At 61.1% G+C, this 24,745-nt stretch carries 25 protein-coding genes; 8 read left to right on the top strand and 17 right to left on the bottom strand.

Features of this window, described 5'->3' with window-relative positions:
* Window positions 1-122 precede the first annotated feature (122 nt).
* The 4 genes from RMQ97_RS12545 to RMQ97_RS12530 all read left to right on the top strand — a co-directional run bounded on the left by RMQ97_RS12545 (window position 123) and on the right by RMQ97_RS12530 (window position 2,952).
* The gene (locus tag RMQ97_RS12545; protein ID WP_413661228.1) at window positions 123-1,097 is read left to right on the top strand and encodes an MrcB family domain-containing protein; all 975 of its coding nucleotides are present in this window, start codon (window positions 123-125) and stop codon (window positions 1,095-1,097) included.
* A 70-nt stretch (window positions 1,098-1,167) separates the two neighbouring features.
* A complete protein-coding gene (locus RMQ97_RS12540) occupies window positions 1,168-1,908 on the top strand; it encodes a class I SAM-dependent methyltransferase (protein ID WP_413661227.1) in 741 nt (246 codons plus the stop codon).
* A gap of 75 nt (window positions 1,909-1,983) precedes the next feature.
* Window positions 1,984-2,316 (top strand): DUF1330 domain-containing protein, encoded by a 333-nt coding sequence (locus RMQ97_RS12535; protein ID WP_413661226.1) that lies wholly within the window; start codon window positions 1,984-1,986, stop codon window positions 2,314-2,316.
* Between the two features lie 225 nt (window positions 2,317-2,541).
* Window positions 2,542-2,952 carry a hypothetical protein gene (locus tag RMQ97_RS12530; protein ID WP_413661225.1) on the top strand — a complete coding sequence of 137 codons (411 nt, stop codon included), beginning with the start codon at window positions 2,542-2,544 and terminating at the stop codon, window positions 2,950-2,952.
* On the opposite strand, the gene RMQ97_RS12525 is transcribed toward RMQ97_RS12530, so the two are convergent.
* The 6 genes from RMQ97_RS12525 to RMQ97_RS12500 all read right to left on the bottom strand — a co-directional run bounded on the left by RMQ97_RS12525 (window position 2,949) and on the right by RMQ97_RS12500 (window position 7,119).
* Window positions 2,949-3,584, bottom strand: a complete 636-nt coding sequence (locus tag RMQ97_RS12525; RefSeq protein WP_413661224.1) for an LON peptidase substrate-binding domain-containing protein — start codon at window positions 3,582-3,584, stop codon at window positions 2,949-2,951. The genes RMQ97_RS12530 and RMQ97_RS12525 overlap by 4 nt on opposite strands.
* Before the next feature lie 138 nt (window positions 3,585-3,722).
* Window positions 3,723-4,244, bottom strand: coding sequence for a DUF1993 family protein (locus tag RMQ97_RS12520; protein WP_413661223.1), 522 nt, complete (start codon window positions 4,242-4,244; stop codon window positions 3,723-3,725).
* Window positions 4,245-4,353: 109 nt separating this feature from the next.
* A complete protein-coding gene (csgH, locus tag RMQ97_RS12515) occupies window positions 4,354-4,719 on the bottom strand; it encodes a curli-like amyloid fiber formation chaperone CsgH (protein ID WP_413661222.1) in 366 nt (121 codons plus the stop codon).
* A gap of 90 nt (window positions 4,720-4,809) precedes the next feature.
* A complete protein-coding gene (locus RMQ97_RS12510) occupies window positions 4,810-5,322 on the bottom strand; it encodes a curlin-associated protein (protein WP_413661221.1) in 513 nt (170 codons plus the stop codon).
* Between the two features lie 207 nt (window positions 5,323-5,529).
* Window positions 5,530-6,147, bottom strand: coding sequence for a hypothetical protein (locus RMQ97_RS12505; protein WP_413661220.1), 618 nt, complete (start codon window positions 6,145-6,147; stop codon window positions 5,530-5,532).
* 93 nt (window positions 6,148-6,240) lie between these two features.
* Window positions 6,241-7,119, bottom strand: a complete 879-nt coding sequence (locus RMQ97_RS12500; protein ID WP_413661219.1) for a hypothetical protein — start codon at window positions 7,117-7,119, stop codon at window positions 6,241-6,243.
* 203 nt (window positions 7,120-7,322) lie between these two features.
* On the opposite strand from RMQ97_RS12500, the gene RMQ97_RS12495 reads away from it, so the two are divergent.
* Window positions 7,323-7,946, top strand: coding sequence for a glutathione S-transferase family protein (locus RMQ97_RS12495; protein ID WP_413661218.1), 624 nt, complete (start codon window positions 7,323-7,325; stop codon window positions 7,944-7,946).
* 25 nt (window positions 7,947-7,971) lie between these two features.
* Here RMQ97_RS12495 and RMQ97_RS12490 read toward each other — a convergent pair whose 3' ends face one another.
* The 7 genes from RMQ97_RS12490 to RMQ97_RS12460 all read right to left on the bottom strand — a co-directional run bounded on the left by RMQ97_RS12490 (window position 7,972) and on the right by RMQ97_RS12460 (window position 16,318).
* Window positions 7,972-8,733 (bottom strand): cell wall hydrolase, encoded by a 762-nt coding sequence (locus RMQ97_RS12490; protein ID WP_413661217.1) that lies wholly within the window; start codon window positions 8,731-8,733, stop codon window positions 7,972-7,974.
* A 226-nt stretch (window positions 8,734-8,959) separates the two neighbouring features.
* The gene (gene ppdK, locus RMQ97_RS12485) at window positions 8,960-11,647 is read right to left on the bottom strand and encodes a pyruvate, phosphate dikinase (RefSeq protein ID WP_413661216.1); all 2,688 of its coding nucleotides are present in this window, start codon (window positions 11,645-11,647) and stop codon (window positions 8,960-8,962) included.
* Window positions 11,648-11,686: 39 nt separating this feature from the next.
* Entirely contained in the window at window positions 11,687-13,759 is a 2,073-nt protein-coding gene (gene glyS, locus RMQ97_RS12480; RefSeq protein WP_413661215.1) for a glycine--tRNA ligase subunit beta, read from the bottom strand.
* Window positions 13,760-13,820: 61 nt separating this feature from the next.
* A complete protein-coding gene (locus RMQ97_RS12475; protein ID WP_413661214.1) occupies window positions 13,821-14,279 on the bottom strand; it encodes a GFA family protein in 459 nt (152 codons plus the stop codon).
* A 40-nt stretch (window positions 14,280-14,319) separates the two neighbouring features.
* On the bottom strand, window positions 14,320-15,210 hold the full coding sequence (locus RMQ97_RS12470) for a glycine--tRNA ligase subunit alpha (protein WP_413661213.1): 891 nt from the start codon (window positions 15,208-15,210) through the stop codon (window positions 14,320-14,322).
* A 70-nt stretch (window positions 15,211-15,280) separates the two neighbouring features.
* Entirely contained in the window at window positions 15,281-16,015 is a 735-nt protein-coding gene (locus RMQ97_RS12465) for a tRNA1(Val) (adenine(37)-N6)-methyltransferase (protein ID WP_413661212.1), read from the bottom strand.
* Between the two features lie 63 nt (window positions 16,016-16,078).
* Window positions 16,079-16,318: a DUF2007 domain-containing protein gene (locus RMQ97_RS12460; RefSeq protein ID WP_413661211.1), complete on the bottom strand. Its 240-nt coding sequence runs from the start codon at window positions 16,316-16,318 to the stop codon at window positions 16,079-16,081.
* A gap of 113 nt (window positions 16,319-16,431) precedes the next feature.
* Between RMQ97_RS12460 and RMQ97_RS12455 the strand changes: the two genes are divergently transcribed.
* A complete protein-coding gene (locus RMQ97_RS12455) occupies window positions 16,432-17,442 on the top strand; it encodes a polyprenyl synthetase family protein (RefSeq protein ID WP_413661210.1) in 1,011 nt (336 codons plus the stop codon).
* Window positions 17,443-17,499: 57 nt separating this feature from the next.
* Here the strand turns inward: RMQ97_RS12455 and RMQ97_RS12450 are convergent, their stop codons facing one another.
* Genes RMQ97_RS12450 through RMQ97_RS12435 form a run of 4 tightly spaced genes read right to left on the bottom strand, consistent with a single transcriptional unit; the run spans window position 17,500 to window position 22,872 of the window.
* Complete coding sequence (locus RMQ97_RS12450) at window positions 17,500-18,513, bottom strand: hypothetical protein (RefSeq protein ID WP_413661209.1); 1,014 nt, start codon at window positions 18,511-18,513, stop codon at window positions 17,500-17,502.
* Between the two features lie 9 nt (window positions 18,514-18,522).
* Window positions 18,523-19,362 (bottom strand): 4-(cytidine 5'-diphospho)-2-C-methyl-D-erythritol kinase, encoded by an 840-nt coding sequence (locus tag RMQ97_RS12445; RefSeq protein WP_413661241.1) that lies wholly within the window; start codon window positions 19,360-19,362, stop codon window positions 18,523-18,525.
* Between the two features lie 5 nt (window positions 19,363-19,367).
* The gene (locus RMQ97_RS12440) at window positions 19,368-21,143 is read right to left on the bottom strand and encodes a tetratricopeptide repeat protein (RefSeq protein ID WP_413661208.1); all 1,776 of its coding nucleotides are present in this window, start codon (window positions 21,141-21,143) and stop codon (window positions 19,368-19,370) included.
* 55 nt (window positions 21,144-21,198) lie between these two features.
* Window positions 21,199-22,872: a 4Fe-4S dicluster domain-containing protein gene (locus tag RMQ97_RS12435; protein ID WP_413661207.1), complete on the bottom strand. Its 1,674-nt coding sequence runs from the start codon at window positions 22,870-22,872 to the stop codon at window positions 21,199-21,201.
* A gap of 229 nt (window positions 22,873-23,101) precedes the next feature.
* On the opposite strand from RMQ97_RS12435, the gene RMQ97_RS12430 reads away from it, so the two are divergent.
* Together RMQ97_RS12430 and RMQ97_RS12425 are read left to right on the top strand one after the other, a co-directional pair.
* A complete protein-coding gene (locus RMQ97_RS12430; RefSeq protein WP_413661206.1) occupies window positions 23,102-24,004 on the top strand; it encodes a uracil-DNA glycosylase in 903 nt (300 codons plus the stop codon).
* A complete protein-coding gene (locus RMQ97_RS12425) occupies window positions 24,001-24,711 on the top strand; it encodes a hypothetical protein (protein WP_413661205.1) in 711 nt (236 codons plus the stop codon). Before RMQ97_RS12430 ends, RMQ97_RS12425 begins: the two co-directional genes overlap by 4 nt.
* The last annotated feature ends 34 nt before the right edge of the window (window positions 24,712-24,745 follow it).

Raw genomic sequence — 24,745 nt, 5'->3', positions numbered from 1 at the left:
GCGCTTCTGAAAACAAATTGGCACAGGATAAGGGACGCATTCGGACACTTTTCCTGCCCTTATCCGCACCCTCTCAAAGACTTAGCTGGCCATAGGAAGAGATTCCGCGCAAATTGCATCAGATGAGAGATGCACTTTTAAAATGGGTTAGCACCTACCCCACCGACCCCGGATATCGCGACGGCAGTTTCGCTAACGCGCAGGTTGGCAAAACCGTACGCACCGAACTCCCGGCACTCCTGAAAGACCTTCTCCACCAGCCCGGCCGCTACGCGCTCAAGGGCAGTATTGGCCAATCCGATTGGGCGGACGTGCCCTGGGTGGCGGTAATGGATCAAAGTGTCACCACCTCGATCCAGGAAGGCTATTACCTCGTCTATCTGCTAAGTCGCGGGTGTGACCGCCTCTATCTCGTGCTCGGGCAAGGCTGTACGCGGCTTTACAACGAGTCTGGGAAGAAAGCGGCGGAAGCCGAGCTCAAGCGTCGCGGGGCCGCTATGCGCGCCCGCGCTGAGCCTTCGGTCGCGCGCCTGCTGCCGATCATGATGAACCTTAACGCCCCGGCCTCCAATTGGCGGGCATCGCTCTATGAGGCGTCTATCATCCTCGGCAAAGAGTACGAGACTCAGGCTTTGCCGAGCCAAGCGACGCTGGAAGCGGATTATCGGGAGGCTCTAGAGCTCTACCGCCTCATCGCCCGCGAAGGTGGTTGGTCGAGCGATGACGAAATCGCCCTAGAAGCAGAACTAGACGGCATTGAGGGAAGTTTGGCGTATCAAAAATCGTATCGCCAACATCGACGAGCTGAACGTTCTGCCAAACATAGCCGTGAGGTCAAGAAGCACCACAAAGCGGAGTGTGCGGCCTGTGGATTCACGACAAAGGGCGCCTATCAACTTACTGATGAGAGCGACCTCGACATCCTAGAAGCCCACCACCTCATCCCGCTTCATACACTGGCAGATGGCGAGATTGCGCGCTTCGACATCATGAAAAATTTCGCCCTGCTCTGCCCCAATTGTCACCGCATGATCCATCGCCTCGGCGCTGATAAGCTGGACGCGTTGAGGCAGCAGGTAAAACGCACTAGCGAATAGTCTTCGACCCACTCACAATTGCCCTGACCAATCCGTGTGCTAAGTCCGGCAGAGGAATCGAGGCCCCACCATGACCGCGCTCTACAATACGATCGGGATCAACTACGCCCAATTGCGCAAACCCGATCCGCGGATTGCGGCGCAGATAAACCGGGCCCTGGGCGATGCAGCGCAGGTGTTGAATGTGGGCGCGGGGGCAGGGTCTTACGAACCATCCGGGTGCACGGTGACCGCAGTCGAACCCTCGATCGAGATGATCCGCCAGCGCCCGGCAAACCGGCCGGCCCGACAGATCCAGGCTCACGCGGAAACCCTGCCCTTCGCGGACAAGAGCTTCGACGCCGCCATGGCGGTCCTCACAGTTCATCACTGGACCGACACGGCGCGGGGCCTGGCCGAATTGCGTCGGGTTTCACGCGGCCCGGTCGTGGTGCTGACGTTTGACCCCGCGGTGACCGTTTTCTGGCTGGGCCGCTATCTGCCCCAATTGTTTACCCTGGATGCAGACCAGATGCCGCGCATGGAGGATTATGACGCAGCGCTGGGCCCGGTCCGGATCGAACCTGTTCCCGTGCCGGATGATTGCGAGGACGGTTTCCTGTGCGCCTACTGGCGTCGACCGGAGGCCTATCTGGATGAGCGGGTGCGCGCGGCGATCTCCTCCTTCTGGAAGATCGGTGACATCTCCCGGGCCCTGGAGCAATTGCGGGCCGATCTGCAGAGCGGAGCGTGGCATGAGACTCATGCCGATCTGCTCACGCGCCGCGAGCTCGATTGCGGCTACCGCCTCATCGTCAGCGACGCGCACTGACACGCCGCGCCCTCTCCCCTAAGCTTGGGCCACAATAATCAGGTCCACACGGACACAGGTCGAAACGGGGAACACATGTCCAGTTCAGATATGTCAGCGGATACGCCGGTCTATTTCATCGCAAATATCGAGATCACCGATCGCGACACCTACAAGAAATACGAAGAGGGATTTTTCCCGATCTTCAAGAAACATGGCGGAACCTGGCTGACGTTTGACGACAATCCGCTGACCTTTGAAGGCGAAAATCCGCGTTCGGGCCGGATGATTATCGGCGCCTTTCCCAATGAGGCGGCGGCCCGGGCCTGGTATGCGGATCCGGAATACCAGGCGCTTTCAGAACACCGCCGCGCCGGCACACGTCTGGATTTCCTCACCATGGTGCGGGGCCTGCCGCCGCGGACCTGATGCGGTGCTCGATCGGGCGTGTCCGGTTTGATTTGCATTTTGTTGCAAGAAGGCGCAAGATTCCAGAGCCGCTCAGGGCTTGGAGCTCGATTGAGGTTTTGAGGCGCCATTTCGGTTGGATCATCCAGCGCCCGTGACACCGAATCGATGCTATCGTGTTGACGCTTTGAGCCGTCGGGGACCGGGCGTGGGGACGCCTTCGGTTGCAGTTTCAGGAGATGATACATGGCCCGCATTTACGCGATGGCCGGGTTCGAGATCTCCGTGGACCACGGTGTGCTAATCATGCGCACTCAAGGCGTTCGCAAGTCAGAACACGGCAAGGATGCCGGACGCCTGTTCGATCTGATGGAAAGTCCCGAGGTTCACGGGGTGATGTTCGATATCCGCGATGCCGACTACCAGCTCAGCCCGCTGGAGTGGAAGGAGCGCTGCCTGGAGATTGCCCGCCAGTGTCGCGGGCGCAAGGTAGCTGTGGTCCAGCGGGACGAGCAGGCCGAGATGACCGCGGAATGTCGTGCGACATTGCAGCAGAAGGGTCTCGAGTGTGAGGCCTTTGCCTCAAAGGCGCGCGCGATGGAGTGGCTTCACCAGGGTCTGGACACAACCCGCCCGGCCCAGCGGCGTCTGGGCTAGTGAGCCGAGCCGGAGGCGGTGCCGGCCAGTCGTGACAACAATAAATTTTCCAGCACGTCGCGGCGCGGCTGCCCCCGATCGGCCTCCAACAGACGCTGGCGCTCGCCTGGCTCGAACGGGGCCGCCATCGCCAATCGATCCACAAGTGGTGACACGGGCATGTTGGCCATCGCGTCATAATCGGTGGCATAACCTTCCATGGAGAACCAGCGCCGAGTGAGATCGACCAGACGCTCCGGCGATCCGTCGAGCGGTTCGGCCGGGGCCACATCCCCGGAATAGGCATCATAATCGGCGCGCCCGATGCGATAGGGTGCAGGCGTGCTCACTTCCTCGACCAGACGAAACCGGCTGATACCGGTCAGTACGATCAGATATCGCCCGTCCTCGGTTTCCTCGAAAGCATCAAGACGTCCTGCACAGCCAACCGCCAGGAGATCGGGGCGTTGAGCCGTGCCGCCCTCGCCCGGCTGGATGATGCCAATATGGCCGGCTCCGCGACGCACATCGTCCAGCATGTTGAGGTAACGCGGCTCGAACACGTTCAGCGGCAAAGGCTCTGACGGCAGGAGAATCGCCCCGCGCAGAGGAAAGAGTGGCAGATCGCCCGGCAGATCATCGGCAAAGCTCATGAGAGGCAATCTAGGTCACGATGGCCGTCGGAAAACCCCATGCGCACAGCCCGCCCGCAGATCACTGTCGAAAGGCATGGTGTCGAGAGAGGGTGGGGCGAGCGATCAGGGACATGAAACCGCCCGCCCCTCCGGTCCTCACGGGGATGACGGAGCGGACCGGAAACCCAGCGCGTCAGGTTTGCCCAGGGGCACACCGATCGAACGCAGAATGGCGTAGGCCATGGAGGTATGAAACAGGACATTGGCGATCAGAAAACGCTGGGCATAGACCGCGCGCGGCCAGCTCATCTCGCCAAACGCACCGGCCGGAAAACTCACCAAGCCTTCGGGATCGGCATCCAGCGCTTCAGCGGGGACGGCATCGATAAAGGCGCGGGCCTGTGCCAGGCGGGAGCGCAGGGCGTCGAGCGTCGTTTCCTCATCGGGAAAGGTCGGGGCATCCTGCCCGCTCAACCGGGCATGGCCCATGACCGAAAAATCACTGACACGCTGGATCTGCTGAGTGAAATTCATCATGTCCGGCGCCAGGCGCCATTGCAAGGCAACCGCCTCGTCCAGCCCGTTCGCTTGGATATGAGCGGCCAGCTTGTCGAGCTGAATGTCCAGACTGTCGTAAGCCTGGCTGATCTGGGTTTTCAGATATTGCGACAACGACATGCATTCCTCCTGTGTCTGCCGCCAAAGTGTGCAGACACACACGCTCGCGCAAGCCATCAACGGCCAGCGCGAGCGCATCGCGGGCATGCATAGCCGAACGTCCGTTGGTTCAGCCGGTCTGGCAGATCAGCTGACCGCGCTGATCCCACAGGGACAGGCGGGCATCAAAGCGCGCCTCGGTATCCAGCACGATGTCCGACAGCCATTCCGGTTGCTGATAGCTGGCGGGTGCATCACCCTCCTGGACGATATCGAACCCGCCGCCACCGGTACGCTGGGTTACGACCAGTCGATAGGAGCCGGGCTCAGCCGACGTGCTCCAGGCGGTGAGACGCAATCCGTCTCCGGTCAAATCAGAGGCAATGTAACACGCCCCCTGGGATGACGGGCTGGCATATCGCTCCGGCGTTTGCGCCGCCGCGATCAATGTCGTTGAGGCCAGGGCCACTGCAGCAAGTCCAAGTGTCTTGATCATGAGTCTCTCCATGTCTGGACAGGGCGGTCGGCGGGACACAACGCGTCCCGCCCAACCGGGACCCGGCAGGGATCCGGGCCCTATACGCGATTAGTGATTACCCTGGATGATGAGGGACACATTGCCATTGCCCGTCTGACGGACATTGGCATTATTGTTGTCACCCACCTGGATCACGCCAACGGCATTGTTATGACCCCACTGGTCGGTCCGCGCCGTATTGTTGCGACCGAGCTGGGAGATGCCGGAGATGTTGTTAGACCCGGTCTGGACGGCACTGCCATAATTGTTATAGCCACGCTGACCGACAACAGCGTCATTACGACGACCATACTGGTCGATATTCGCGCCGTTATAGCGGCCGCGTTGACCGACCGTGGTACCATTGCGCGCGCCATCCTGGATGACACGGATATACTGGCGATCACCGCGCTGGCTCAGAACCATTCGGTTGCGGTGGCCATCCTGACGGCCCGCCAGCTCATTTTGATAGCCGGACTGGTTGACACTCACGCGATTGCGCGACTGAGCCTCAGCCGCACCGACCGTGCCGAGGATGGAAACCGCCGCCAGGGCGCTGGCCAGAACAAAACGCATTTTCATCTTGAACTCCATGTTTTGTGCCCGACACCCAATGCATCGTTGGCATAACCGTTCTAGCGCGGTGGCCATGAGCTGTTCCTGAGGCCTGCGTTCATCATTGATACAGCTAGATGAACGATTTCAAATATTTGATTTCAAACACAAAAAGCCCGGACACAAAGGTCCGGGCCAGGTCGGGGAGATCGATCGAGTGTGTACAGGAAAGGCCTAGAATTGACGCCGGCTGGACGGTGTCAGGTGACGTGATGACCGCCGGGGTTGCTGCATGCCGGGTGTCACCTGGCGCAGATAGCCGCCATTGGACGTCCAGGCATCCGGGTTCCACCCGGTTCGCGCGGGTCGTACGTCAACTTCACGCAGATCACAGATCAGATCACCTCGGGCATCAAACACCCGGAGACGACCGCGATAGACTGCCGACCAACCGCCCTGCGGAGGCAGGACCTGGCCATTTGCGCCTATGCCCGGGCGCAATGGTTCCGTGTGCAGGAAATAATTCTGGGTCAGAACGGTCGGCCGAGAGCCATTGCCGCTGAACTCGCCCGACAGATTGATCACTGTGCGATTGCCGGTGACACGTTCACGGACACGAAGTTCGTACCAACCGCTGAGATGACCTGCCACGGAGGCCACAGCCCGTCCGCCCACTTCCGTGGCTTCGATATCGAGCATGCAGGTTCCGCGATGCAGGGACCGGTATTCTGGCTCGCGCATCAATTCAGCCGGGCGCCAGGGATTATTCTGGGCCGCTGCCGGAACAGCCGCTGTCAACGCAGTCACTGCCGCCAGGGCGGGCAACAGGATTTGGTTAGGCAATGAGGTCATGGCTTCCTCCAACTCAAATGTTGGAGCCAGACTAATGCGCGTGATCTGATTGAAGACTGAGCCCGCGGTTCACCGGGCATTCAGCTTGGAAGGCTAAACCGCAGCGCTACGCCGGACGTCTTCCATTTGGGGTGGTTTGAGCAATAAGGTCGCTTCAATCATATTGCCCACGCCCAGATAGCGCAGCTGGGAGAAACCCAGGGAGCGCGCCATTTTAACGCCCTTGCCGCGATAGGTATTGCGAGTGGGGTCGGCACGTTCGGCCATCTCCGGGTCGATGCCCAGTCCATCATCCTGGATCAGAAGGGACAGGACACGCCCTCCCCGCTGAAATTTCACCCGGACCTCGCGACCTGCAAACTGTCGGTCGTCCTGGCGGGTCTTCAGATACCGCCGCCATTTCCCTTCGGCCAGGGCCTGGGTTTTCTCGGCCGGGTCGATTTCCAAATTCCCGTGCTCGATCGCGTTGGTGAGCAAGACATATAGACCAACGGCCACGTGCGAGGGCTGCGGACAAATCTGCGCCAGCATAAGAGCCAGATCCCGTGCCTCTTCGACGGTTGAAACAGAGAATTCGGCCTGGACCAGGCTGGTAACCGAGGCCAGTTGCACCTTTTGCAGTTCGGCCAACGTCATCTCGTAATCGCGCAGAAAGCGCATGCCCTCGATCACATTAAAGAGCACACCCGCATCGGTATCATGGTCGAGATAGAAATCTGCCGCCGGCAGACGTGCACCCCCGCCCGTGACCAGCAAGACTTTCTGGTTCGGAGCCGCATTGCGTCGCGCATCGGGCAGGCGCGGTGAGTTGCGATCATCACAGACCACAAGCCCCACCGGACCCTCTTCATCCAGGGTCGGCCCCATATAGACTGTATACCCACCCCCTTTCGCCAGGGCACGGGACAGGGTCCGCGTCCGGTTGCTGTCGCTCATGCACAGCCACAGGCGATCGGGAATTTTCGTCGTCATCAAGGCTCCGTCCGGCCGAAGGGCCACACATACTTAACCGAGTTTTGCCGAAAACCTTTAACATTCATTGTGCAAGCCGGATTGCGAGCTGCAATTTCACAGTCGCGTGAACACGTGATCGTCCTGACGCCAGGCTGTCAGGAGGGGTGTCTTATACCATGTTCTCACGCCCCAGCCGGTATGGGGCGCTCAGGAGATCCGTGATGTATACGCTTTACACATACCCGTTTTCCCAGCACGCACGCCGTGTCGTGGCCCTGCTGGAGGCTGCCGGACTGGAATATCGAACCATCCATATTGCCCTCGACAAGGGCGAGCAGCTCTCTGACAGTTTTCGGGCCATCAATCCGGATCATGCCGTTCCGGTCCTGGTCGACCAGGAATTGGTCATCACGGAATCCAATGCCATCCTGCGCTGGCTGTGCACCCGCCATGCCCTCGAAACCTGGTACCCCAATGACCCGACCCTGCACGCGGCGACCGAGCAATGGCTGGAATGGTGTCAGACACGGCTTGGGCCACCGGTTTCCGACGTCGTACTCAACACCGTGTTTCTGGGTGAAGACGGAGATATGGACGCCGCCGCACGCGGACATACGACTCTGGAGGTCCTGATCCCGCGTCTGGAGAACCGTCTGGCTTATCGCCCCTGGATCGCGGGCACGGAGACCCCCACGATCGCCGATCTGGCCCTCGGAGCCACGGTCACCCATCTGGCGCTGGCCAATGCCCTGCCACAAACACCCGCCATCACAGCCTGGCTGAACCGTTTGATGAAAATTGAGGCCTTCGCCAAGGCCATGCCACCGCTCCCGGCCGAAGCCTGAGCCTAAGGTAGAACAGGGCAGGTCGTCAGGTATCGCGATCAACGATGCCGGCGGCCCGCTCACGGCGGCTCGGCCAACGATAGAAGATATGCGTGCCAATCAGGCGCGTGCGGACTAGTGAATCATTCCAGTAGGGATCAACAGCGACCGTGTGATAATGCGTCGATCGACGTGTCATATCCGGAGCGAATCCTAGATTCACGTGTTCCGCAATCATCTGGGCCCGCCGCCAGGAACGGCCGCGCGGCGTGCGATCGAGAGATCCGTCACAGGTGAAAGTGAACTGGCAGCCTGTCACACGTTCCGAGCCCTGATAGACCACTTCACAGATTGTGCTCGGGAAGTTGCGATCACGCACCCGGTTGAGCACCACCTGGGCTACAGCCACCTGACCTTCAAACAATTCGCTGCGGGCTTCGTAATAGACCGCTTCCGCTAGGCAATCGAGTTCGGCCTGGGCACGCGAGGCCATGCGGAAATGCCCAGCGGTGAAGGTGCGGATATAATCTTCGTTGAGCTGTTCAAGAGAGACACCGTCCTGGTCCGCCACAAGGAGGACCGAGGCGACCTGCAGGGCGCGTGGTGCGTCCCATCCCTCATCCACATCCCCTTGTTCCAGATAGCGCAAAGCCAGCGCCTGGTACACGAGGGTCTCATCCTGTTCGCGCGCACGATCTGCAGCAAACACCAGGGCAAGCGCCATCGCCAGGGTCAAAAGCCCTGCCGTCAGCGTCTGGATGACCGTGACCATCCGTGTCGCCTGGTTTTCTGCCATATCGCTCGTCATTCGAACAATTCTGCTCATTCTCGAACCGATGTGAATCGTCCCCTGTAGAGAAACTGTGCCACATCTGCATGAATAAATCTTTGTCGTCAGGCCAACAGGCGGGCGACAAACGGCCGGTCTCTCTATTTGACCAGAGTATAGAGGTCAAGCGCCGCAAGACGTTACAAATAAGAAATAAGCCCCGCCTGGCAAGACGGGGCTTGAATTTAACATTTGATTCAGATTGTTACGATTTGGCGGCCAGACGTGCCTGGGCTGCAGCCAGTCGTGCAATCGGAACCCGATAGGGCGAGCAGGACACGTAATCCAGCCCTGATTCCTCACAGAAATGGATCGATGCCGGGTCTCCACCGTGCTCACCACAAATGCCCAGCTTGAGCGAATCACGCGTCGCACGGCCCCGTTCTGCGGCAATCTGCACCAGATCCCCCACGCCATCACGGTCAAGCGAGACAAACGGATCCTTCTCGAAAATTCCGGCCTCGATATAGTCGCCGAGGAACTTGCCGGCATCATCACGCGACAGACCATAGGTCGTCTGGGTCAGGTCATTGGTACCGAAGGAGAAGAATTCAGCGTCCTTAGCGATATCGCCGGCGCGCAGAGCGGCCCGCGGCAGTTCGATCATCGTACCGATGAGATAGACCGGTGTCTTGCCCGTCTCTTCCGCAACGGCCGAGGCCACGCCCGCTACGCGGGCTTTCAGGATCGCCAGCTCGGCTGCGGTGGCCACCAGCGGGATCATCACTTCGGCAACCGGACGCACGCCGGTTTCCTTTTCTACGATCACCTGGGCCTCGAAAATCGCCCGCGCCTGCATCTCATAGATTTCCGGATAGGTGATTCCTAGACGACAACCCCGATGGCCCAGCATCGGATTGCTTTCCGATAGATCGGCTGCACGGGCGAGAAGCTCGGCAGCGGGCAGGCCGGTGGCGGCCGCAACGTCTGCAACATCCTCGGCCGTATGCGGCAGGAATTCATGCAGGGGTGGGTCCAAGAGACGGATCGTGCACGGGCGCTCGCCCATAATGCGGAAGATCTCGGCGAAATCATCGCGCTGCATCGGCAGGATTTTGTCGAGCGCTGTCACCCGGCCATCCTGGCTGTCCGACAGGATCATTTCGCGCACGGCGGCGATCCGGTCGGCTTCAAAGAACATGTGCTCGGTCCGGCACAGGCCGATACCTTCCGCGCCAAACTCCACTGCGGTCTTCGCATCCGCAGGGGTCTCGGCATTGGTGCGCACTTTCATGCGACGGGACTTGTCAGCCCAGCCCATCAGAGTGGCGAAATCACCGGTCAGCTCGGGCTGGATCATTTTCGCAGCGCCCAGCAGAACCTGGCCTGTAGAGCCATCCACTGTGAGGATGTCGCCATCTTTCACCGTGCGGCCCGCGACCGTAAACGTCTTGGCCGCATAATCGATCTTGATGGAACCGGCACCGGATACACAGGGGCGGCCCATGCCGCGAGCAACCACAGCCGCGTGAGAGGTCATACCGCCACGCGCGGTGACAATACCTTCAGCGGCGTGCATGCCGTGAATGTCTTCCGGCGAGGTCTCCACCCGAACGAGAATGACTTTTTCGCCATGGCTGGCCCGGCTTTCGGCTTCGTCTGCATCAAACACGGCGATGCCGCAGGCGGCACCCGGCGAAGCCGGTAGACCGCTGGTCAGCACATCACGCGGCGCATCCGGATCAAGCGTGGGGTGCAGCAACTGGTCCAGCTGGGCCGGATCCACACGCATCACGGCTTCCTCTTCCGTGATCAGGCCTTCCTCGGCCATGTCCACAGCGATCTTGAGGGCGGCCTTGGCCGTCCGCTTACCGTTGCGGGTCTGCAGCATCCACAGGCGACCGCGCTCCACCGTGAACTCGATATCCTGCATGTCGCGATAATGGCGTTCGAGCTGATCGAATACGCGCGACAGTTCGGCAAAACTCTCCGGCATGGCCTGTTCCATCGACGGCGCCGGGTCTCCCATGCGCTCGCGCATGTCCTCGGTCAGGCATTGCGGTGTACGAATACCCGCAACCACGTCTTCGCCCTGTGCGTTGACGAGAAACTCACCGTAGTAACCGGTATCCCCGGTCGACGGGTCCCGCGTGAAGGCCACACCCGTTGCCGAGGTTTCCCCCATATTGCCGAACACCATGGCCTGGACGTTGACGGCCGTGCCCCAGCTTTCGGGGATGTCGTGCAGGCGTCGATAGGTATTGGCCCGGTCATTCATCCAGCTGGAGAAGACCGCGCCGATGGCGCCCCACAATTGTTCGCGCGGGTCTGACGGGAAATCGCGACCCAGCTCGCGGGCCGCGGCTTCCTTGAATTCCTTGACGATGACTTCCCAGTCCTCGGCCGTCAGATCGGTGTCGAGGGAATAGTCATTCTCGTCTTTGAAGGTCTCCAGAATGTCTTCAAAGACCGCATGGTCGAGCCCCAGCACGACGTCGGAATACATCTGGATGAAGCGGCGATAGCTGTCATAGGCAAACCGACGATCACCGGAGAGCTGTGCCAGGCCTTCAGCGGTCTCGTCATTGAGACCCAGATTAAGCACCGTATCCATCATGCCGGGCATGGAGGCCCGCGCCCCGGACCGCACGGAGACCAAAAGCGGATTGGTCGCGTCGCCGAATGACTTCTCCACCTTGGCTTCCAGTGCCGCCAGTGCGGCTTCCACCTGGGCCGTCAGCGTCTCCGGATAGTTGCGATTATTCGCATAAAAGGCGTTGCAGACCTCGGTCGTAATGGTGAAGCCCGGCGGGACCGGCAGGCCCAGCTTGGCCATCTCGGCCAGATTGGCACCCTTGCCGCCCAGCAGCTCGCGCATGCCGGCTTCGCCTTCACTATCGCCACCGCCGAAGGTGTAGACCCATTTCATTTCAGCCATCACATCCGCACTCATGTCCGCCCCCTGCTGGCATTCGAGATCCGTGTGCGGCCACTATCCATCGAGTCGCGAGAATTCGGCGACGCCGGAAATGGCCTTACGGATGTCGGACAATAGAAGAAGTCTGTTGCGCCGCAACATGTCGTCATCACTGTTAACGGTAACCGCTTCAAAAAATTCATCAATGGGCGCCCGAAGCTGGGCAAGTGCCGCCATGGCCGCTGTGAAATCTTCCGTATCCAGAGCGGTTTTGGCTTTCGGACCCGCTTCGGCCAGGGCCGTCATCAAGCCGGTTTCGGCCGCCTCGACCGCCGCAGCCGGATCGTGATGCCCCTCGGGCATGTTCTCGGTCTTGTTGAGAATATTGGTGGCGCGTTTAAACCCGGCCAAAAGCGCGGTGCCATCCTCGGTATCGAGGAAGGCCTGCAGGGCGCGGGAGCGTGCGGTCACACGAACGAGGTCATCATCCCCCAGCGCAAAGACCGCATCGATGACATCATGGCGGATGCCCTCATCGCGGAGATGAACTTTGAGGCGGTCAGCGAAGAAGGCGAGAAGATCATCTTCATTGAACCCGGAGCCGAAATTTTGGCCCAGTTGTTTTCGAAAGAGCTGAATCGCACTCCCCAGAACCGCCTTGAACGGGACACGCGCATCTGTCGACAGCAGAATCCGGATTACGCCCAACGCTGCACGCCGCAGCGCAAACGGGTCTTTCGAGCCGGTCGGTTTTTCGTCGATCGCCCAGAAACCCACCAACGTGTCCAGCTTGTCGGCCAGGGCCACGGCGGCCGAGACCGGCTCGACCGGGACGGTGTCAGACGGGCCCTGAGGTTTGTAATGCGCCTTGATGGCGTCGGCGACAGCGGCGTCCTCGCCCTGCTCCAGCGCGTAATACCGCCCCATCGCCCCCTGGAGTTCAGGGAATTCATAGACCATCTCGGAGACGAGATCCGCCTTCGCCAACTCAGCAGCACGACAGGCCTGAGTGGCATCGACGTTGAGATAGGAGCTCAAACCCCGGATGAGCCCTTGGTAACGTGGCAGCCGATCCGCCACTGTGCCCAGTTTTTCGTGGAAGGTGATCTTGGAGAGCTGGTCCACCATCTGTGAGAGCGGCGCCTTGCGGTCATTGTCCCAGAAATGGCGGGCATCGGACAGGCGCGCCGAGAGCACCCGGGAATTCCCCGCCGCGATGGCCTTGCCGCCATCGGGCGCGTCCTGGTTGGCCACCGTCACAAAGTGAGCCGAAAGCTTGCTGGTCTTCGGGTCGCGCACGGCGAAATATTTCTGGTGCGTCTTCATGGTCAAAGTGATGACTTCCGGCGGAAGATCCAGGAAGTCCGGATCCATCTCACCCAGAACCGGCACCGGCCACTCCACCAGGCCACACACCTCGTTGAGCAGACCCTGATCCTCGACCAGTTCCAGACCCGCATCGGCACAGGCCCGGGTCGCGCCGTCCATAATCAGACGTTTACGGGCCTCGGCCTCGAGCACCACATGACCCTCGCCTTCCAGCTTCGCCGTGTAGTCGGCCAAACTTATGACCTCGAACGGGCCACGCCCGTGGACACGATGCCCCTCGGTGATATTGGACGCGACCAGGCCGAACACCTCGACCGGCACAACATCACCGGCATAGACACACACCAGCCGCTGGATCGGACGGACCCAGCGTTGAGCCTTATCGCCCTCGCCGATCTTCATGGATTTAGGCCAGTGGAACCCCTGGATAATCGCGGGGACCGCCTCGCGCAAAACCTCGGTTGTCGCCCGGCCCGGCTTGTCGATCAGGGCCACCCAGAAGGCGCCCTTTTTGTCCTCGCGTTGCTCACACTGGTCCAGGCTGTCGAGCCCGGCACCGCGCAAAAAGCCTTCCACCGCCCGGTCCGGTGCTCCGACACGCGGCCCCTTGCGCTCTTCGCGAACATCCTCGGCCTTGGCCGGCAGTCCGGTCATGGCGACACCCAGCCGACGCGCCCCGACCCAGTGCTGCACACCATCAGGCTTAAGACCCGCTTCAGCCAGTTTGGCACTCAGGCCATCGGCCAGATCGCGGGCAGCCTTGGCCTGCATTCCGGCCGGGATTTCTTCGCAGAAGATTTCAAAGAGAAGTTCGGACATGGGAGGGTTCATTCAGACAGAGGAGAACCGGGCGGCGGGCGCCCGGCAGAAAGGACGGATGTCAGGCGTGTTCCTGGGCGCGCCAGCGCTCGATCAGGGCGAAATACCCGTCATCAGGGGCTTCATCATAGATCAGGTCATCATCCCCGAAGACCACCCAGTCCTGAGCGGACTTCGTCCAGATATGGCCGACGGGCACCAGTTTGGCGCGCTCATCCAGACAGCCCGCCTTCAGCGACAGGGCCGGACGCCCCGTGGTGTCATTGGCAATTCGGGTGCCGCATTTCTCGCAGAACAGGCCGACCTTTTCCGACTTGCTGTCGGTGGGGATCTTGAAGGATTTTGGCGCGCCGCGCAGGAAGCGGAAACCGTCCCGCTCAACCAGCATCGACATGCCGAAGGCCGATGACGTCTGTTGCTGGCAGGTCGTGCAGTGACAGCAATACAGGGTCAGCGGTTGTTTGGTGATCTCGAATCGGACTGCGCCACATTGGCAGCCGCCGCGAAGGGGTAGTCTCATAGTCTCGCCTCCTTCTGTTGGGGCTTGGGATCTGTCCCGTTTACTCGGCCGCCTCAAGTGCGGCGCGTTCCTGGCTGACCCAGGCATCTGCGCAGCCCTTGGCCAGTTCGCGCACCCGGGCGATCCAGCTGGCGCGTTCAGCAACCGAGATCGCGCCGCGCGCATCCACCAGGTTGAACAGGTGCGAGGCCTTGAGGGCAAAATCATAGGCGGGCAGCGGCAAGGGCGTGTCCAGAGCCAGCAAGTCCTTGCACTGACGCGCGGCGTCCTCGAACCAGCGGGTCAGGGTATCCACATCGGCATGTTCGAAATTGAAGGCCGAGAACTGACGCTCGGCTTCCTGGAAGACATCGCCATATCGCATGCCGGCGCCATTGAAATCGAGGTCATAGACATTCTCGACGCCCTGCACATACATAGCGAGGCGTTCGAGACCATAGGTCAGCTCGCCGGAGACCAGATCCACATCGAGTCCGCCCACCTGCTGGAAATAGGTGAACTGGCTGACTTCCATGCCGTCACACCAGACTTCCCAGCCCAGGCCCCAGGCGCCGACAGTGGGGTTTTCCCAGTCATCTTCCACAAAGCGGACATCATGCAGCTTGCGATCAATGCCGATGGCATCGAGGGAGCCGAGATAGAGATCCTGGATATTCGCCGGGCACGGCTTCAGCAGCACCTGGAACTGGTAATAATGCTGAAGACGGTTGGGGTTCTCGCCGTAACGACCATCAGCCGGGCGGCGTGAAGGCTGGACATAGGCCGCGCGCCACGGGCGCGGACCCAGCGAGCGAAGGGTTGTGGCCGGATGCAGCGTACCAGCGCCCACTTCCACATCATAGGGCTGGAGAATGGCGCAGCCCTGCTGGGCCCAGTAGGTCTGGAGGCGCAGGATGAGGTCCTGGAAGGACGGGGCAGTTTGATCGGCCATGAGGCGTATTTCCGGCAAGAAGGACAGGGTCTGGATTTGCTGCGGACACTAGGCAGCGCGGGTCAATTGATCAAGCGTCCAACACCAGCGCTGAACCGTGCATGATCGCATCTGCCGCCGGGCTGTACACCCGTTTCCCGTCATCGTGAAGGATGAGTGATTCCAGCAGGACCGCGGGCGCCCGACCGCCCTTTCTTGCCTTAACGATCACACGCTTGGCCGGTTGCCCGGCCTTGGCCTGGATGGGCTTGATCACAAAGGAGCCAAACTCGCGATCGAGTGCGGCGAGTATGGCCGGCAGGGCGTCAGCCCGATGGATCACGGTGAGATATCCCTTGGACCGCAAAGCTCGCGCGGCCGATTTGATCCAAACCGGCAGGGGGGCGTGTCCGGACAACCAGGCCCGCTGTTTCTCGACCTTGGGCAGGCGCAGGGCCGCGGGATCATCGAAAAAGGGTGGATTGAAGAAGACCTGGTCCGCCACGCGTTCCTGGATCAGTGCGGCGATATCGGCCTCGATGACTTCGACGCGGCCGTCCAGCGCATTCTCGACCACGTTGCGGCGCGCCAGATCTGCGGCCACGGGATCAATCTCGAAGGCGGAAAAAGATACATCGTTCAGACGTCGGGCAGCACACAACAGGGCCGCTCCGGACCCGCATCCGAACTCCACCAGATGTTCACCCGGGCGTGCAGCAAGAGAGGCGGCCAGCATGACCGCATCCATGCCGGCGCGATAACCGGTCACCGGTTGATGGATCTTCACGCGTCCATCCAGCAGGGTGTTGAGGGAAGTTTCTGTCATTCGCTTTCAAGACACGTGCACGTGGGACAGGCAGGAGCGCCCGGACGGCCGCAGTTGAAGAGACTAGTCAGGCAATTGGTCCTCGCCCGATTCACGCTCATCCAAGGCCCTGGCAATGGCCGTTCGTGCCATGTGCTCGTCTTCATCGATCACCATCACCCGACGCTTGATGAAGGGCAATGCGCCTGCATAGGCTGAGGACATGCCATCATCGAGCACAAAACACTCAATATCGGCTTCGGCCAGGACGGCCTGGATAAATGTCAGCTCTACCGGGTCATTGGTGCGGAATACATCTTTCATGTCACGCCTTTGTGTTTTCCATGCGCTGAAATGCCACCGTTAAGCCTGCTTGCCCCGGGCGCAACGGATTTCTATTGTCGCGCCACTTTATGCGCTTTTGAGGGGACCCCCGCGTGGATAGCACGGTAGACGCCAAGGCCATTCAGCCCAATGCCGCCGAACGGCTGGCTCAGCTGGCCTATGACGACATGCGTCGGGTCGACTCCATGATCCTGCAACGCCTGGACAGCCATGTACCGCTGATCCCGGAGCTTTCGCGCTATCTCATCGAGGCCGGCGGCAAGCGCGTGCGTCCGATGATCACCATTGCCTGCGCCAATCTGCTCGACGCCATGAGCGATGCGCCGGTGAAACTCGCAGCGGCGGTGGAATTCATTCACACCGCCACCTTGCTGCATGATGATGTGGTGGATGAAAGCGGTATGCGCCGTGGCAAGCAGGCGGCCAACCTGGTGTGGGGCAATGCTTCCAGCGTGCTGGTGGGCGATTTCCTCTTTGCCCGGTCCTTCTCTTTGATGGTCGAAGCCGGTTCAATGCGCGCCCTGGGCGTCTTGTCCGACGCGGCCTCGACAATCGCCGAGGGAGAGGTTCGCCAGCTCTCCGCCGTCGCGGATATGAGCGTCTCGGTCGAAACCTATATGGAAATCATCGACGCCAAGACCGCCGCGCTGTTTGCCGCAGCTGCCCAGGTCTCGGCCATTGTGGCCGACCGCCCGGATGTCGAGGAAGAGGCCCTGCGCACCTATGGCCGCGAACTGGGGCTCGCTTTCCAGCTTGTCGATGATGCGCTGGATTATGGCGGAGTTGGCGCCGCGCTGGGCAAGGATCTCGGTGATGATTTCCGCGAAGGCAAGGTCACCCTGCCCGTCGCCCTGGCGATCCAGGCGGCCACGGGCGAGGAAGCGGAATTCTGGACCCGGACTATTGGTAAAAAAGACCAGAAAGACGGCGATTTCGAACAGGCATGCGCCTATATCCAGAACCGCGGCACGCTGGCGGCCACACTGCAAGCCGCGCGGGATCGGGCCGCGATCGCTCGTCAGGCGCTGGACATCTTCCCGGACAATGTCTGGCGCACAGCCCTGGTGGATCTCGTCGATTTCGTGGTGGAGCGCGCCTACTAGGCCACTCACCGGACCACCCTGCCTGCCCTGCCCCACCCCAGGTGGGCGCCAGTTCGATCAGTTGTAAACATCTTCTCCGGCAGCCGCCGCACGCCGCCGCACCTGTCTGTGCCCAAGGGCCAGCGCTGCGACCGCCATGACAAATCCGCAGGCCTGGGCCCAGCTCGGAACGGTGGACAGGCTCCATGCCAGCGCAACGCAGGCCCAGCCCAGCCCCGCATAAATCAACGCGACCTGGCGATGGCTCGCCTTGAGACGGATCAGCAATTGATAGGCATGACACCGATGAGCCTTGAGAAGATTGACCTTGCCCTTCGCCCGAGCGGCCAGGGTCAGTAGAACATCACTTAGAAGGGGCAGGATCAGGATCGCGACCAGGAACACACGGGACGGGCCATCCTGTGCTGCAAACGCCAGCATCAGTCCGCCCGTAACCATCGCCAGCCCCAGCGACCCGGCATCTCCGGCAAACAGACTGCCGCGCGCGCCCAACACCGGCGCATTAAAAAGGCCGAATCCCACCAGCGCCGCAGCCAGCAGCGCCGCACTGGCGCCAATAACTCCCGCATCAAGCAGCGCTAGTCCCATCAAAGGCGGTCCCATCAGCACGACCAGCATGCCGTCGGACCCGTCCATGAAATTGGCCCCGTTGATCAGCACAAACAGGAAAAGTGCCGACCCCGCCAGACCGATCACGCCGGGCAGCGGGACGAGGAACCAGTCAACCGGTCCGCTGACGCCGGCCAGCACCAGGCTGAGCGCCAGAAGGGCAATGAATTTCAACCCTTCCGACAGGGTGAACAGATCATCCAGCAGCCCGATCATAGCGGCCAGCAGACCACAGACCAGGCATGCAGCGAGCAGGACGGCCACGGCCGGTGCGTCCACTGCGAGTAGGATGAGCCCGGCCGCGAACCCTGTCATGACAGCCAGGCCGCCACCTCTGGGCGTAGGGGTGGCATGACTTGAACGCGCATTGGGCATGTCGACAATGCCGACACGGCGCATGAGCCAGGCCAGAACTGTCGCGACAGCCAGAGAGGCGAATAGAGCAGGAAGAAAACCGGTCATGGCGAGGGTTTAACGCGAACCACCAGGAAACCGAACCGCTTTTGCGAATCCGGGATAGGCCGCCGCAATCGCTTCATGCGTGCCCGGTTCGCACACGGCAAAACAACTCGCGCCTGACCCGGACATGCGGGCCAGAATCACCCCCGGCTGTGCTGCCAACCAGTCGAGCGCGTCAGCGATCTCCGGAGCGAGCGATTTGGCGGGCATTTCCAGATCATTGGGCTGGGTCGACAGCCAGGCGAGGTGGTCACGCGCGGGGGGGTCAGATTCGACGAGAGCCGCGGGATCACTGCGATCAAAGGCCTTGAACACAGGTCCGGTGGGGACGGCGACCCCGGGATTGATGAGTACTCCCTGCATGTCTGGCCAGTTGGAGAGGATATCGATCCACTCCCCCCTGCCGCGCATGCGCAGCGGCTGCGAATAGACGCAACACGGCACATCCGCACCCAGTCCGGCGCCCAGTTGCGCCAGCCGGTCGAGCGACCAGTTCACACCCCAAAACGTATTGAGAAGTCGCAGGGCCGCCGCGGCATCCGCTGATCCACCGCCCAGACCGGCCTCAACCGGGATGTGTTTGTGGAGATGAATTTGCGCGCCCGCCTCGATACCCGCTGCGCTTTGCAAAGCCCGCGCGGCGCGCAGAACCAGGTTATCATTATCGTCAGGGACATCACGCGCGGTCGGCCCGCCCATCACAAGCATCAGCCCGGGCGCCTCGCGCACGTCCAGACGATCACCGAAATCCGCAAACACCACCAGGCTGTCGATCGGATGATAGCCATCCTCTCGCGGTGCTCCGACCCGAAGCGTGAGATTGATCTTGGCGGGAGCCGCCTCACTCAGCATGTCGATCACTCGGCTGCGGTATCAGGCGTGTCGGCAAGACTGTCGGGGGATGAGACGAGGCTGTCCAGCTCCGATTCCTCCGGCAGACGACCATGGGCCAGGCGAAATTCCAGCCCTGTCCGCTCCTCCGGTTCCGGGTCCAGTTCAATCGCGCGCTGCCACTGGAAACGAGCCTCAATCAGACGTCCAACCTGCCAATAGGCATCTCCGAGATGATAATTGGCCGTCGCATTGCCGGGCTCCAGGGAGGCGGCACGCTCAAGCTCGCGCACCGCAGCCTCGTAATCACCCAGGCGATAATGCGCCCATCCCAGACTGTCGATGATGTAACCGCTTTCCGGCTCCAGGGCTGCAGCCCGGGCCACCATGTTGAACGCCTCGTCGAGATTTTCGCCCCGGTCGATCCACATATAACCCAGATAATTGAGCACTTGGGCCTCGTGTGGCGCCAATGCCAGGGCCGCCTCGAACTCCGGCTCGGCCTCATCCCAGCGGTCCAGATCGTGAAGACAGGCCGCTCGGAAATAGTGATACCGCCAGTCATCCGGCTCATCGCTCGCGCGCTTGTCCTCGATCACACCCGCGTAAAGCCCTTCGGCTTCAGAGCATTCGCCCTGCACACGCAGAAGATCAGCCAGGATCAAGCGCGCTTCATTATCCCCGGTCTCGCCAAACAATTGCCGGGCCATCACGGTGGCATCCTCAAGACGCGATGTCCGGGCCATCAGCCAGATCCGGTCGATATCCGCACCCATACGGAACGGCCCGTCCGGAACAGCATCATATTCGGCCAGGGCTGCATCGGGCAGGCCGATGCGCTCCAGCTGACCGGCCAACAAGGTGCGGGTCGGGCCGTAATCTGGATCAAGCCGCTGCACGATGCGCAGATAGATCAGGGTGAGATCCATATCCGCCTGGGCGGCCAGTGCAGCTGCGGGACCAAAACTGGCGCGCGCAGCCCCTTCCGCGGGACGCAGCCGGGCCGGTGCCCGTCGGCCGGCCTCGACCCGGGCCAGGGCTTCCATCACACTCGGCTCGTCCGGCGCCACCTCGAGATAGGCGCGATAGAGTGCAGCGGCCTGCCGGGCCTCGTCATTGCGCTCAAGGAAGGCCCCGAATTCAATAGTCACCATGCGTCGATACGGGGCGACCATCAACGCGGCCGTGTATTGCTCGCGGGCCAGTTCGGTTTCCCCCGCCGCATCTGCGATCAGGGCAGTCTGAAACTGGGCAAACGCGCTGAGATAGCCCGGTGCCTGCATCGACTGGGCCTCGACCAACGCCTCGTCGGCCTTGCCCTGCCCCACGCGGGACCACTGGGCCAGCACGTCAGACAGAAACGCATTGAACGGCCCGTAGTCCGGCGCCTCGGCAAGAGTGCTATCAACACGACGATATCGCCGGTTCTGGAGATAGTCGGCGGCCACATATAGCCCCGCCAGGCGACTTTGATCTCCCACACTGACACTGTCGCGGGCCTGACGCAGGCTCTGCTCCATATCACCGGCAATCATGCTGGCGACAAAGGCCCGGTCTAAAAGCGCGGATTGGTCCGGCGCGAGTTCCAGGGCTTCGGCGTAAAACCCTGCAGCCCCATCAGCATCGCGTTGTGCAGCCGCATACCGCGCCGCCAGAAACGCCCCATAGGCCGAGGTCTCTTCATGCGGGGCGAAAGGATCACTGCCCAATACGGAGGTGTTCAACACCGTATTGGCGGTGGCACAGGCCGCCAGCACGCTCGAAAGACCGACCAGGGCAATCACTTTAAGGCGAGTTTTCATAGGCCTATCGTGAGCTGCCCGGCCTTTCGACGCAAGCCAGATCTATGCGTTGTGCTTACATATTCGCATACATCGGACCCCCGCCACCTTCCGGTGTGGTCCAGGTGATATTCTGGTTCGGATCCTTGATATCGCAGGTCTTGCAGTGGACGCAGTTTTGCGAATTGATCTGGAAACGCGGAGCCCCTCCGGCCTCGTCCTCGATCCATTCATACACGCCCGCCGGGCAGTATCGCGTGGACGGTCCGGCGAACACGTCGTGCTCTGAGGAGTTTTGCAGGGCGTCATCCGTCAGCTTGAGGTGAACCGGCTGATCTTCCTCGTGATTGGTGTTGGAAATGAACACCGAGGAGAGGCGGTCGAAAGTCAGCTTGCCATCCGGTTTGGGATAGTCGATCAGCTTGAACCGTTCGGCAGGTTGCAGGCTTTCTGCATCCGTCTTGCCATGCCCCAGCGTGCCGAAGAAGGAGAAGCCTCCGAACAGCGTGGTGCACCACATGTCGAAACCACCCAGAGGAATGCCAAGCAGGGTTCCGAATTTCGACCAGAGCGGCTTGGCATTACGAACCTTCTTGAGATCCTGCGCCACCCAGGACCCCTCATAGGCCGTCTGGTACTCGCTCATTGTGTCGTGCGACCGCCCCTCGGCCATGGCCGCAAACGTGCTCTCGGCGGCCAGCATGCCGGTCTTCATCGCATTATGGCTGCCCTTGATGCGCGGCACGTTGACGAAACCGGCCGAGCACCCGATCAGGGCTCCGCCCGGGAAAGCCAGTTCCGGCACCGACTGATAGCCGCCCTCTGTGATCGCCCGTGCGCCGTAAGAGATCCGCTCGCCGCCTTCTAGAACCGCCGAGATATCCGGATGGGTCTTGAGACGCTGGAATTCCTCGAACGGAGAAATGTAGGGATTTTTATAGTTCAGGTGCACGACATAGCCGATCGACACCAGATTATCGCCCCAGTGATAGAGGAATGAGCCACCGCCGGTCGAATTGTCGAGCGGCCAGCCCATAGAGTGCTGCACACGGCCGGGCTTGTGGTTTTCCGGTTTCACACGCCACAGCTCTTTCAGGCCGATCCCGAATTTCTGCGGCTCACGCCCCTCATCCAGACTGTAGCGATCAATGATTTTCTTCGCGAGAGAGCCCCGAACACCCTCACCGATCAGAGTGTATTTGGCGCGCAACTCCATGCCGGGCTGATGGCCATCCTTGGCCGAGCCATCCCGCGCCACACCGAAATCACCCGTGACCACACCCTTGATGACACCGTCTTCCTCGACGAGGTCGGCGGCCGGGAAACCAGGATAGATTTCAACACCGAGCGCCTCGGCCTGTTCACCCAGCCAGCGACACACATTGGACAGGGACACGATATAGCATCCGTGATTATCCATGAGCGGCGGGAACATAAACGTGGGCAAGCTGATCGAGCCGGCTTCCCCCAGCACCGTAAAGACGTCCTCGGTCACCGGATTGTCGAGCGGCGCGCCCTGATCTTTCCAGTCGGGGATCAATTCGTTCAGGGCTTTCGGGTCGACAACGGCGCCGGACAGGATATGGGCGCCCACTTCGGCTCCCTTTTCCAGCAGAGCAACCGAAACGTCCTGCCCGGCCTCGGCAGCCAATTGTTTCAGACGAATCGCTGCCGACAGACCCGCCGGGCCACCTCCAACGATAACAACATCGTACTCCATGGATTCGCGTTCAATCGCGGCGTCCGTCATGGCGCATCCTCTCCCGATCAGCCCGTATCTTCTAACTCTATAGTGTCTTCTAACTCTACAGCCCGTTCCGCGCCTGTTTATACTGGCAGCGGTCAGATTTTCTGTATGCCAGTTCGCAAAAACAGCCCTGCAGGTTTTGCAGCACCGCCCTCTTGGCATAGGTTCGACCCTCTATGTAACCCGAGCATGCGCGCGGATCAAAGGTTTTACGTTAACGTACACGTCAACAATGGCAGCACACGGCACTCCCCTGACCCAATCGGACGAACGCGCCCTCAAAGCCCTCCTGGCCTGGTGGGAGGAGGCGGGTATCGAGCTCGACACGCCGATTGTGCGCCCCAAACCGCCGCGTCCCGGTGCGATGGATACCCGCGTCGGGAATGCGTCCAACACTCCAGATCCCGTCGCGCAGCACCGACCGGACACCGCCAGCCCGCCACAAACGGAACGCAGGACCGCGATGGCAGGGGCCGCGCGGGCCGCGGGATTTGGTGCCCAGAGCGCGACGGGGCCCAGTTCGCGAGACGCCGCCGCCCACGCCCGATCGCTGGACGAACTCAAATCCATTCTGGCCAAGTTCGAGGGCTGTGCGCTCAAGCACACGGCCCGCAATCTGGTCTTCGCGCGCGGCAATCCCGATGCGCGCATCATGATCATGGGTGAGGCTCCGGGGCGTGAAGAAGATGAGCAGGGCATGCCCTTTGTGGGTCCGTCCGGAGATCTCCTCGAGAAGATGCTGGCAGCCATCGGCCTCAGCGATAATGACGTCTATCTGTCCAATATCGTGACCTGGCGACCGCCCGGCAATCGCAGTCCGACGCAGGACGAGATCGCCACCTGCCTACCCTTCGCAGAACGCCATATTGCTCTGAAGAAGCCTGACATACTCATTCTGGCGGGCGGAGTGCCGGCGCAGAGCCTGCTGCGCTCCAGCACGGGCATCACCCGCCTGCGCGGTCGATGGACGGAGTATGCGGTCCGCAATCCGGCTGGCGATCCGGAGGGACAGCCCATCGCGACCCTGCCCGTGTTTCACCCCTCCTACCTGTTGCGGCGTCCGGCCGACAAACGCCTGGCCTGGCAGGATCTGCTCGAAATACAGGCCCGCCTCGAACACGGTTCAGCGACATGACACAGATGTTCGTCCTCGCCGGCATCAGCGCCCTCTTCGCCCTGGCACTGGGCGGGCTGGCCCGCTGGCTGACCTTTGGGGGTAGAGACGAGAAGAAGACGTCGAACGAGCCCGAAAGACGGGCGCCCCTGCCCCATCTCGATTTCGAGGCTCCGGGTCTGCGATTCACAGGCCCCAAACACGCACAATTCGTACGCTCCGACGACCAGGGCAATTTTGGCGAAGCCCTGACGGCACTGATCATGGCGTCACGCGGCTGGATTCAGCTGAATGGCAAACCAGGCAAGGGCCCGCAGGGGATTGACGGGATTTTCTTGCGCGCCATCGAGGGAGGCTGGCAGGCCTGTCTGATTGAAACCAAGACCAATCACGGCAAGTACAAGCCGAAATCCATGTCGCGGGAGAAACTGCTCGATGATCTCGACCAGCTCTACATCACCGCCGGCGAAATCGCCCTGCGCGATGCCTATCGGGCGTTGAGCGAAGGCCTGCAGTCGAACAGCGACGCCATTCGCGTTGAGCTGTGGCGCCACTCCCTCATCTCCGGCCAGACCCGCCAGGAAAGCCTGGACAGTGAAGGGTATCTGACGGGGCCCGTGCGTATGGCCGACCACGCCCATCTCATGGCCGCCCTGCGCGACAGTTTCGCATTGATGGACAGGGAGCAGGTCTATTTCCGACCGGACGGTGCAACTACCACTGACTGACCGCCAATCAGAAGATTTTGTTCTTGCTTTGTTC

The sequence above is a fragment of the Maricaulis sp. D1M11 genome (genome assembly GCF_047308265.1).
Taxonomy (GTDB): domain Bacteria; phylum Pseudomonadota; class Alphaproteobacteria; order Caulobacterales; family Maricaulaceae; genus Maricaulis.
The sequence above is the reverse complement of the archived record's forward strand: the minus strand, read 5'-3'. Positions and strand labels throughout refer to the sequence as shown.

Excerpts from the sequence above, each read along its gene's own strand:
- RMQ97_RS12545 (WP_413661228.1), top strand. The coding sequence starts at position 123 with ATGAGAGATGCACTTTTAAAATGGGTTAGCACCTACCCCACCGACCCC.
- RMQ97_RS12540 (WP_413661227.1), top strand. The coding sequence starts at position 1,168 with ATGACCGCGCTCTACAATACGATCGGGATCAACTACGCCCAATTGCGC.
- RMQ97_RS12535 (WP_413661226.1), top strand. The coding sequence starts at position 1,984 with ATGTCCAGTTCAGATATGTCAGCGGATACGCCGGTCTATTTCATCGCA.
- RMQ97_RS12530 (WP_413661225.1), top strand. The coding sequence starts at position 2,542 with ATGGCCCGCATTTACGCGATGGCCGGGTTCGAGATCTCCGTGGACCAC.
- RMQ97_RS12525 (WP_413661224.1), bottom strand. The coding sequence starts at position 3,584 with ATGAGCTTTGCCGATGATCTGCCGGGCGATCTGCCACTCTTTCCTCTG.
- RMQ97_RS12520 (WP_413661223.1), bottom strand. The coding sequence starts at position 4,244 with ATGTCGTTGTCGCAATATCTGAAAACCCAGATCAGCCAGGCTTACGAC.
- csgH (WP_413661222.1), bottom strand. The coding sequence starts at position 4,719 with ATGATCAAGACACTTGGACTTGCTGCAGTGGCCCTGGCCTCAACGACA.
- RMQ97_RS12510 (WP_413661221.1), bottom strand. The coding sequence starts at position 5,322 with ATGAAAATGCGTTTTGTTCTGGCCAGCGCCCTGGCGGCGGTTTCCATC.
- RMQ97_RS12505 (WP_413661220.1), bottom strand. The coding sequence starts at position 6,147 with ATGACCTCATTGCCTAACCAAATCCTGTTGCCCGCCCTGGCGGCAGTG.
- RMQ97_RS12500 (WP_413661219.1), bottom strand. The coding sequence starts at position 7,119 with ATGACGACGAAAATTCCCGATCGCCTGTGGCTGTGCATGAGCGACAGC.
- RMQ97_RS12495 (WP_413661218.1), top strand. The coding sequence starts at position 7,323 with ATGTATACGCTTTACACATACCCGTTTTCCCAGCACGCACGCCGTGTC.
- RMQ97_RS12490 (WP_413661217.1), bottom strand. The coding sequence starts at position 8,733 with ATGACGAGCGATATGGCAGAAAACCAGGCGACACGGATGGTCACGGTC.
- ppdK (WP_413661216.1), bottom strand. The coding sequence starts at position 11,647 with ATGAGTGCGGATGTGATGGCTGAAATGAAATGGGTCTACACCTTCGGC.
- glyS (WP_413661215.1), bottom strand. The coding sequence starts at position 13,759 with ATGTCCGAACTTCTCTTTGAAATCTTCTGCGAAGAAATCCCGGCCGGA.
- RMQ97_RS12475 (WP_413661214.1), bottom strand. The coding sequence starts at position 14,279 with ATGAGACTACCCCTTCGCGGCGGCTGCCAATGTGGCGCAGTCCGATTC.
- RMQ97_RS12470 (WP_413661213.1), bottom strand. The coding sequence starts at position 15,210 with ATGGCCGATCAAACTGCCCCGTCCTTCCAGGACCTCATCCTGCGCCTC.
- RMQ97_RS12465 (WP_413661212.1), bottom strand. The coding sequence starts at position 16,015 with ATGACAGAAACTTCCCTCAACACCCTGCTGGATGGACGCGTGAAGATC.
- RMQ97_RS12460 (WP_413661211.1), bottom strand. The coding sequence starts at position 16,318 with ATGAAAGATGTATTCCGCACCAATGACCCGGTAGAGCTGACATTTATC.
- RMQ97_RS12450 (WP_413661209.1), bottom strand. The coding sequence starts at position 18,513 with ATGACCGGTTTTCTTCCTGCTCTATTCGCCTCTCTGGCTGTCGCGACA.
- RMQ97_RS12445 (WP_413661241.1), bottom strand. The coding sequence starts at position 19,362 with ATGCTGAGTGAGGCGGCTCCCGCCAAGATCAATCTCACGCTTCGGGTC.
- RMQ97_RS12440 (WP_413661208.1), bottom strand. The coding sequence starts at position 21,143 with ATGAAAACTCGCCTTAAAGTGATTGCCCTGGTCGGTCTTTCGAGCGTG.
- RMQ97_RS12435 (WP_413661207.1), bottom strand. The coding sequence starts at position 22,872 with ATGACGGACGCCGCGATTGAACGCGAATCCATGGAGTACGATGTTGTT.
- RMQ97_RS12430 (WP_413661206.1), top strand. The coding sequence starts at position 23,102 with ATGGCAGCACACGGCACTCCCCTGACCCAATCGGACGAACGCGCCCTC.
- RMQ97_RS12425 (WP_413661205.1), top strand. The coding sequence starts at position 24,001 with ATGACACAGATGTTCGTCCTCGCCGGCATCAGCGCCCTCTTCGCCCTG.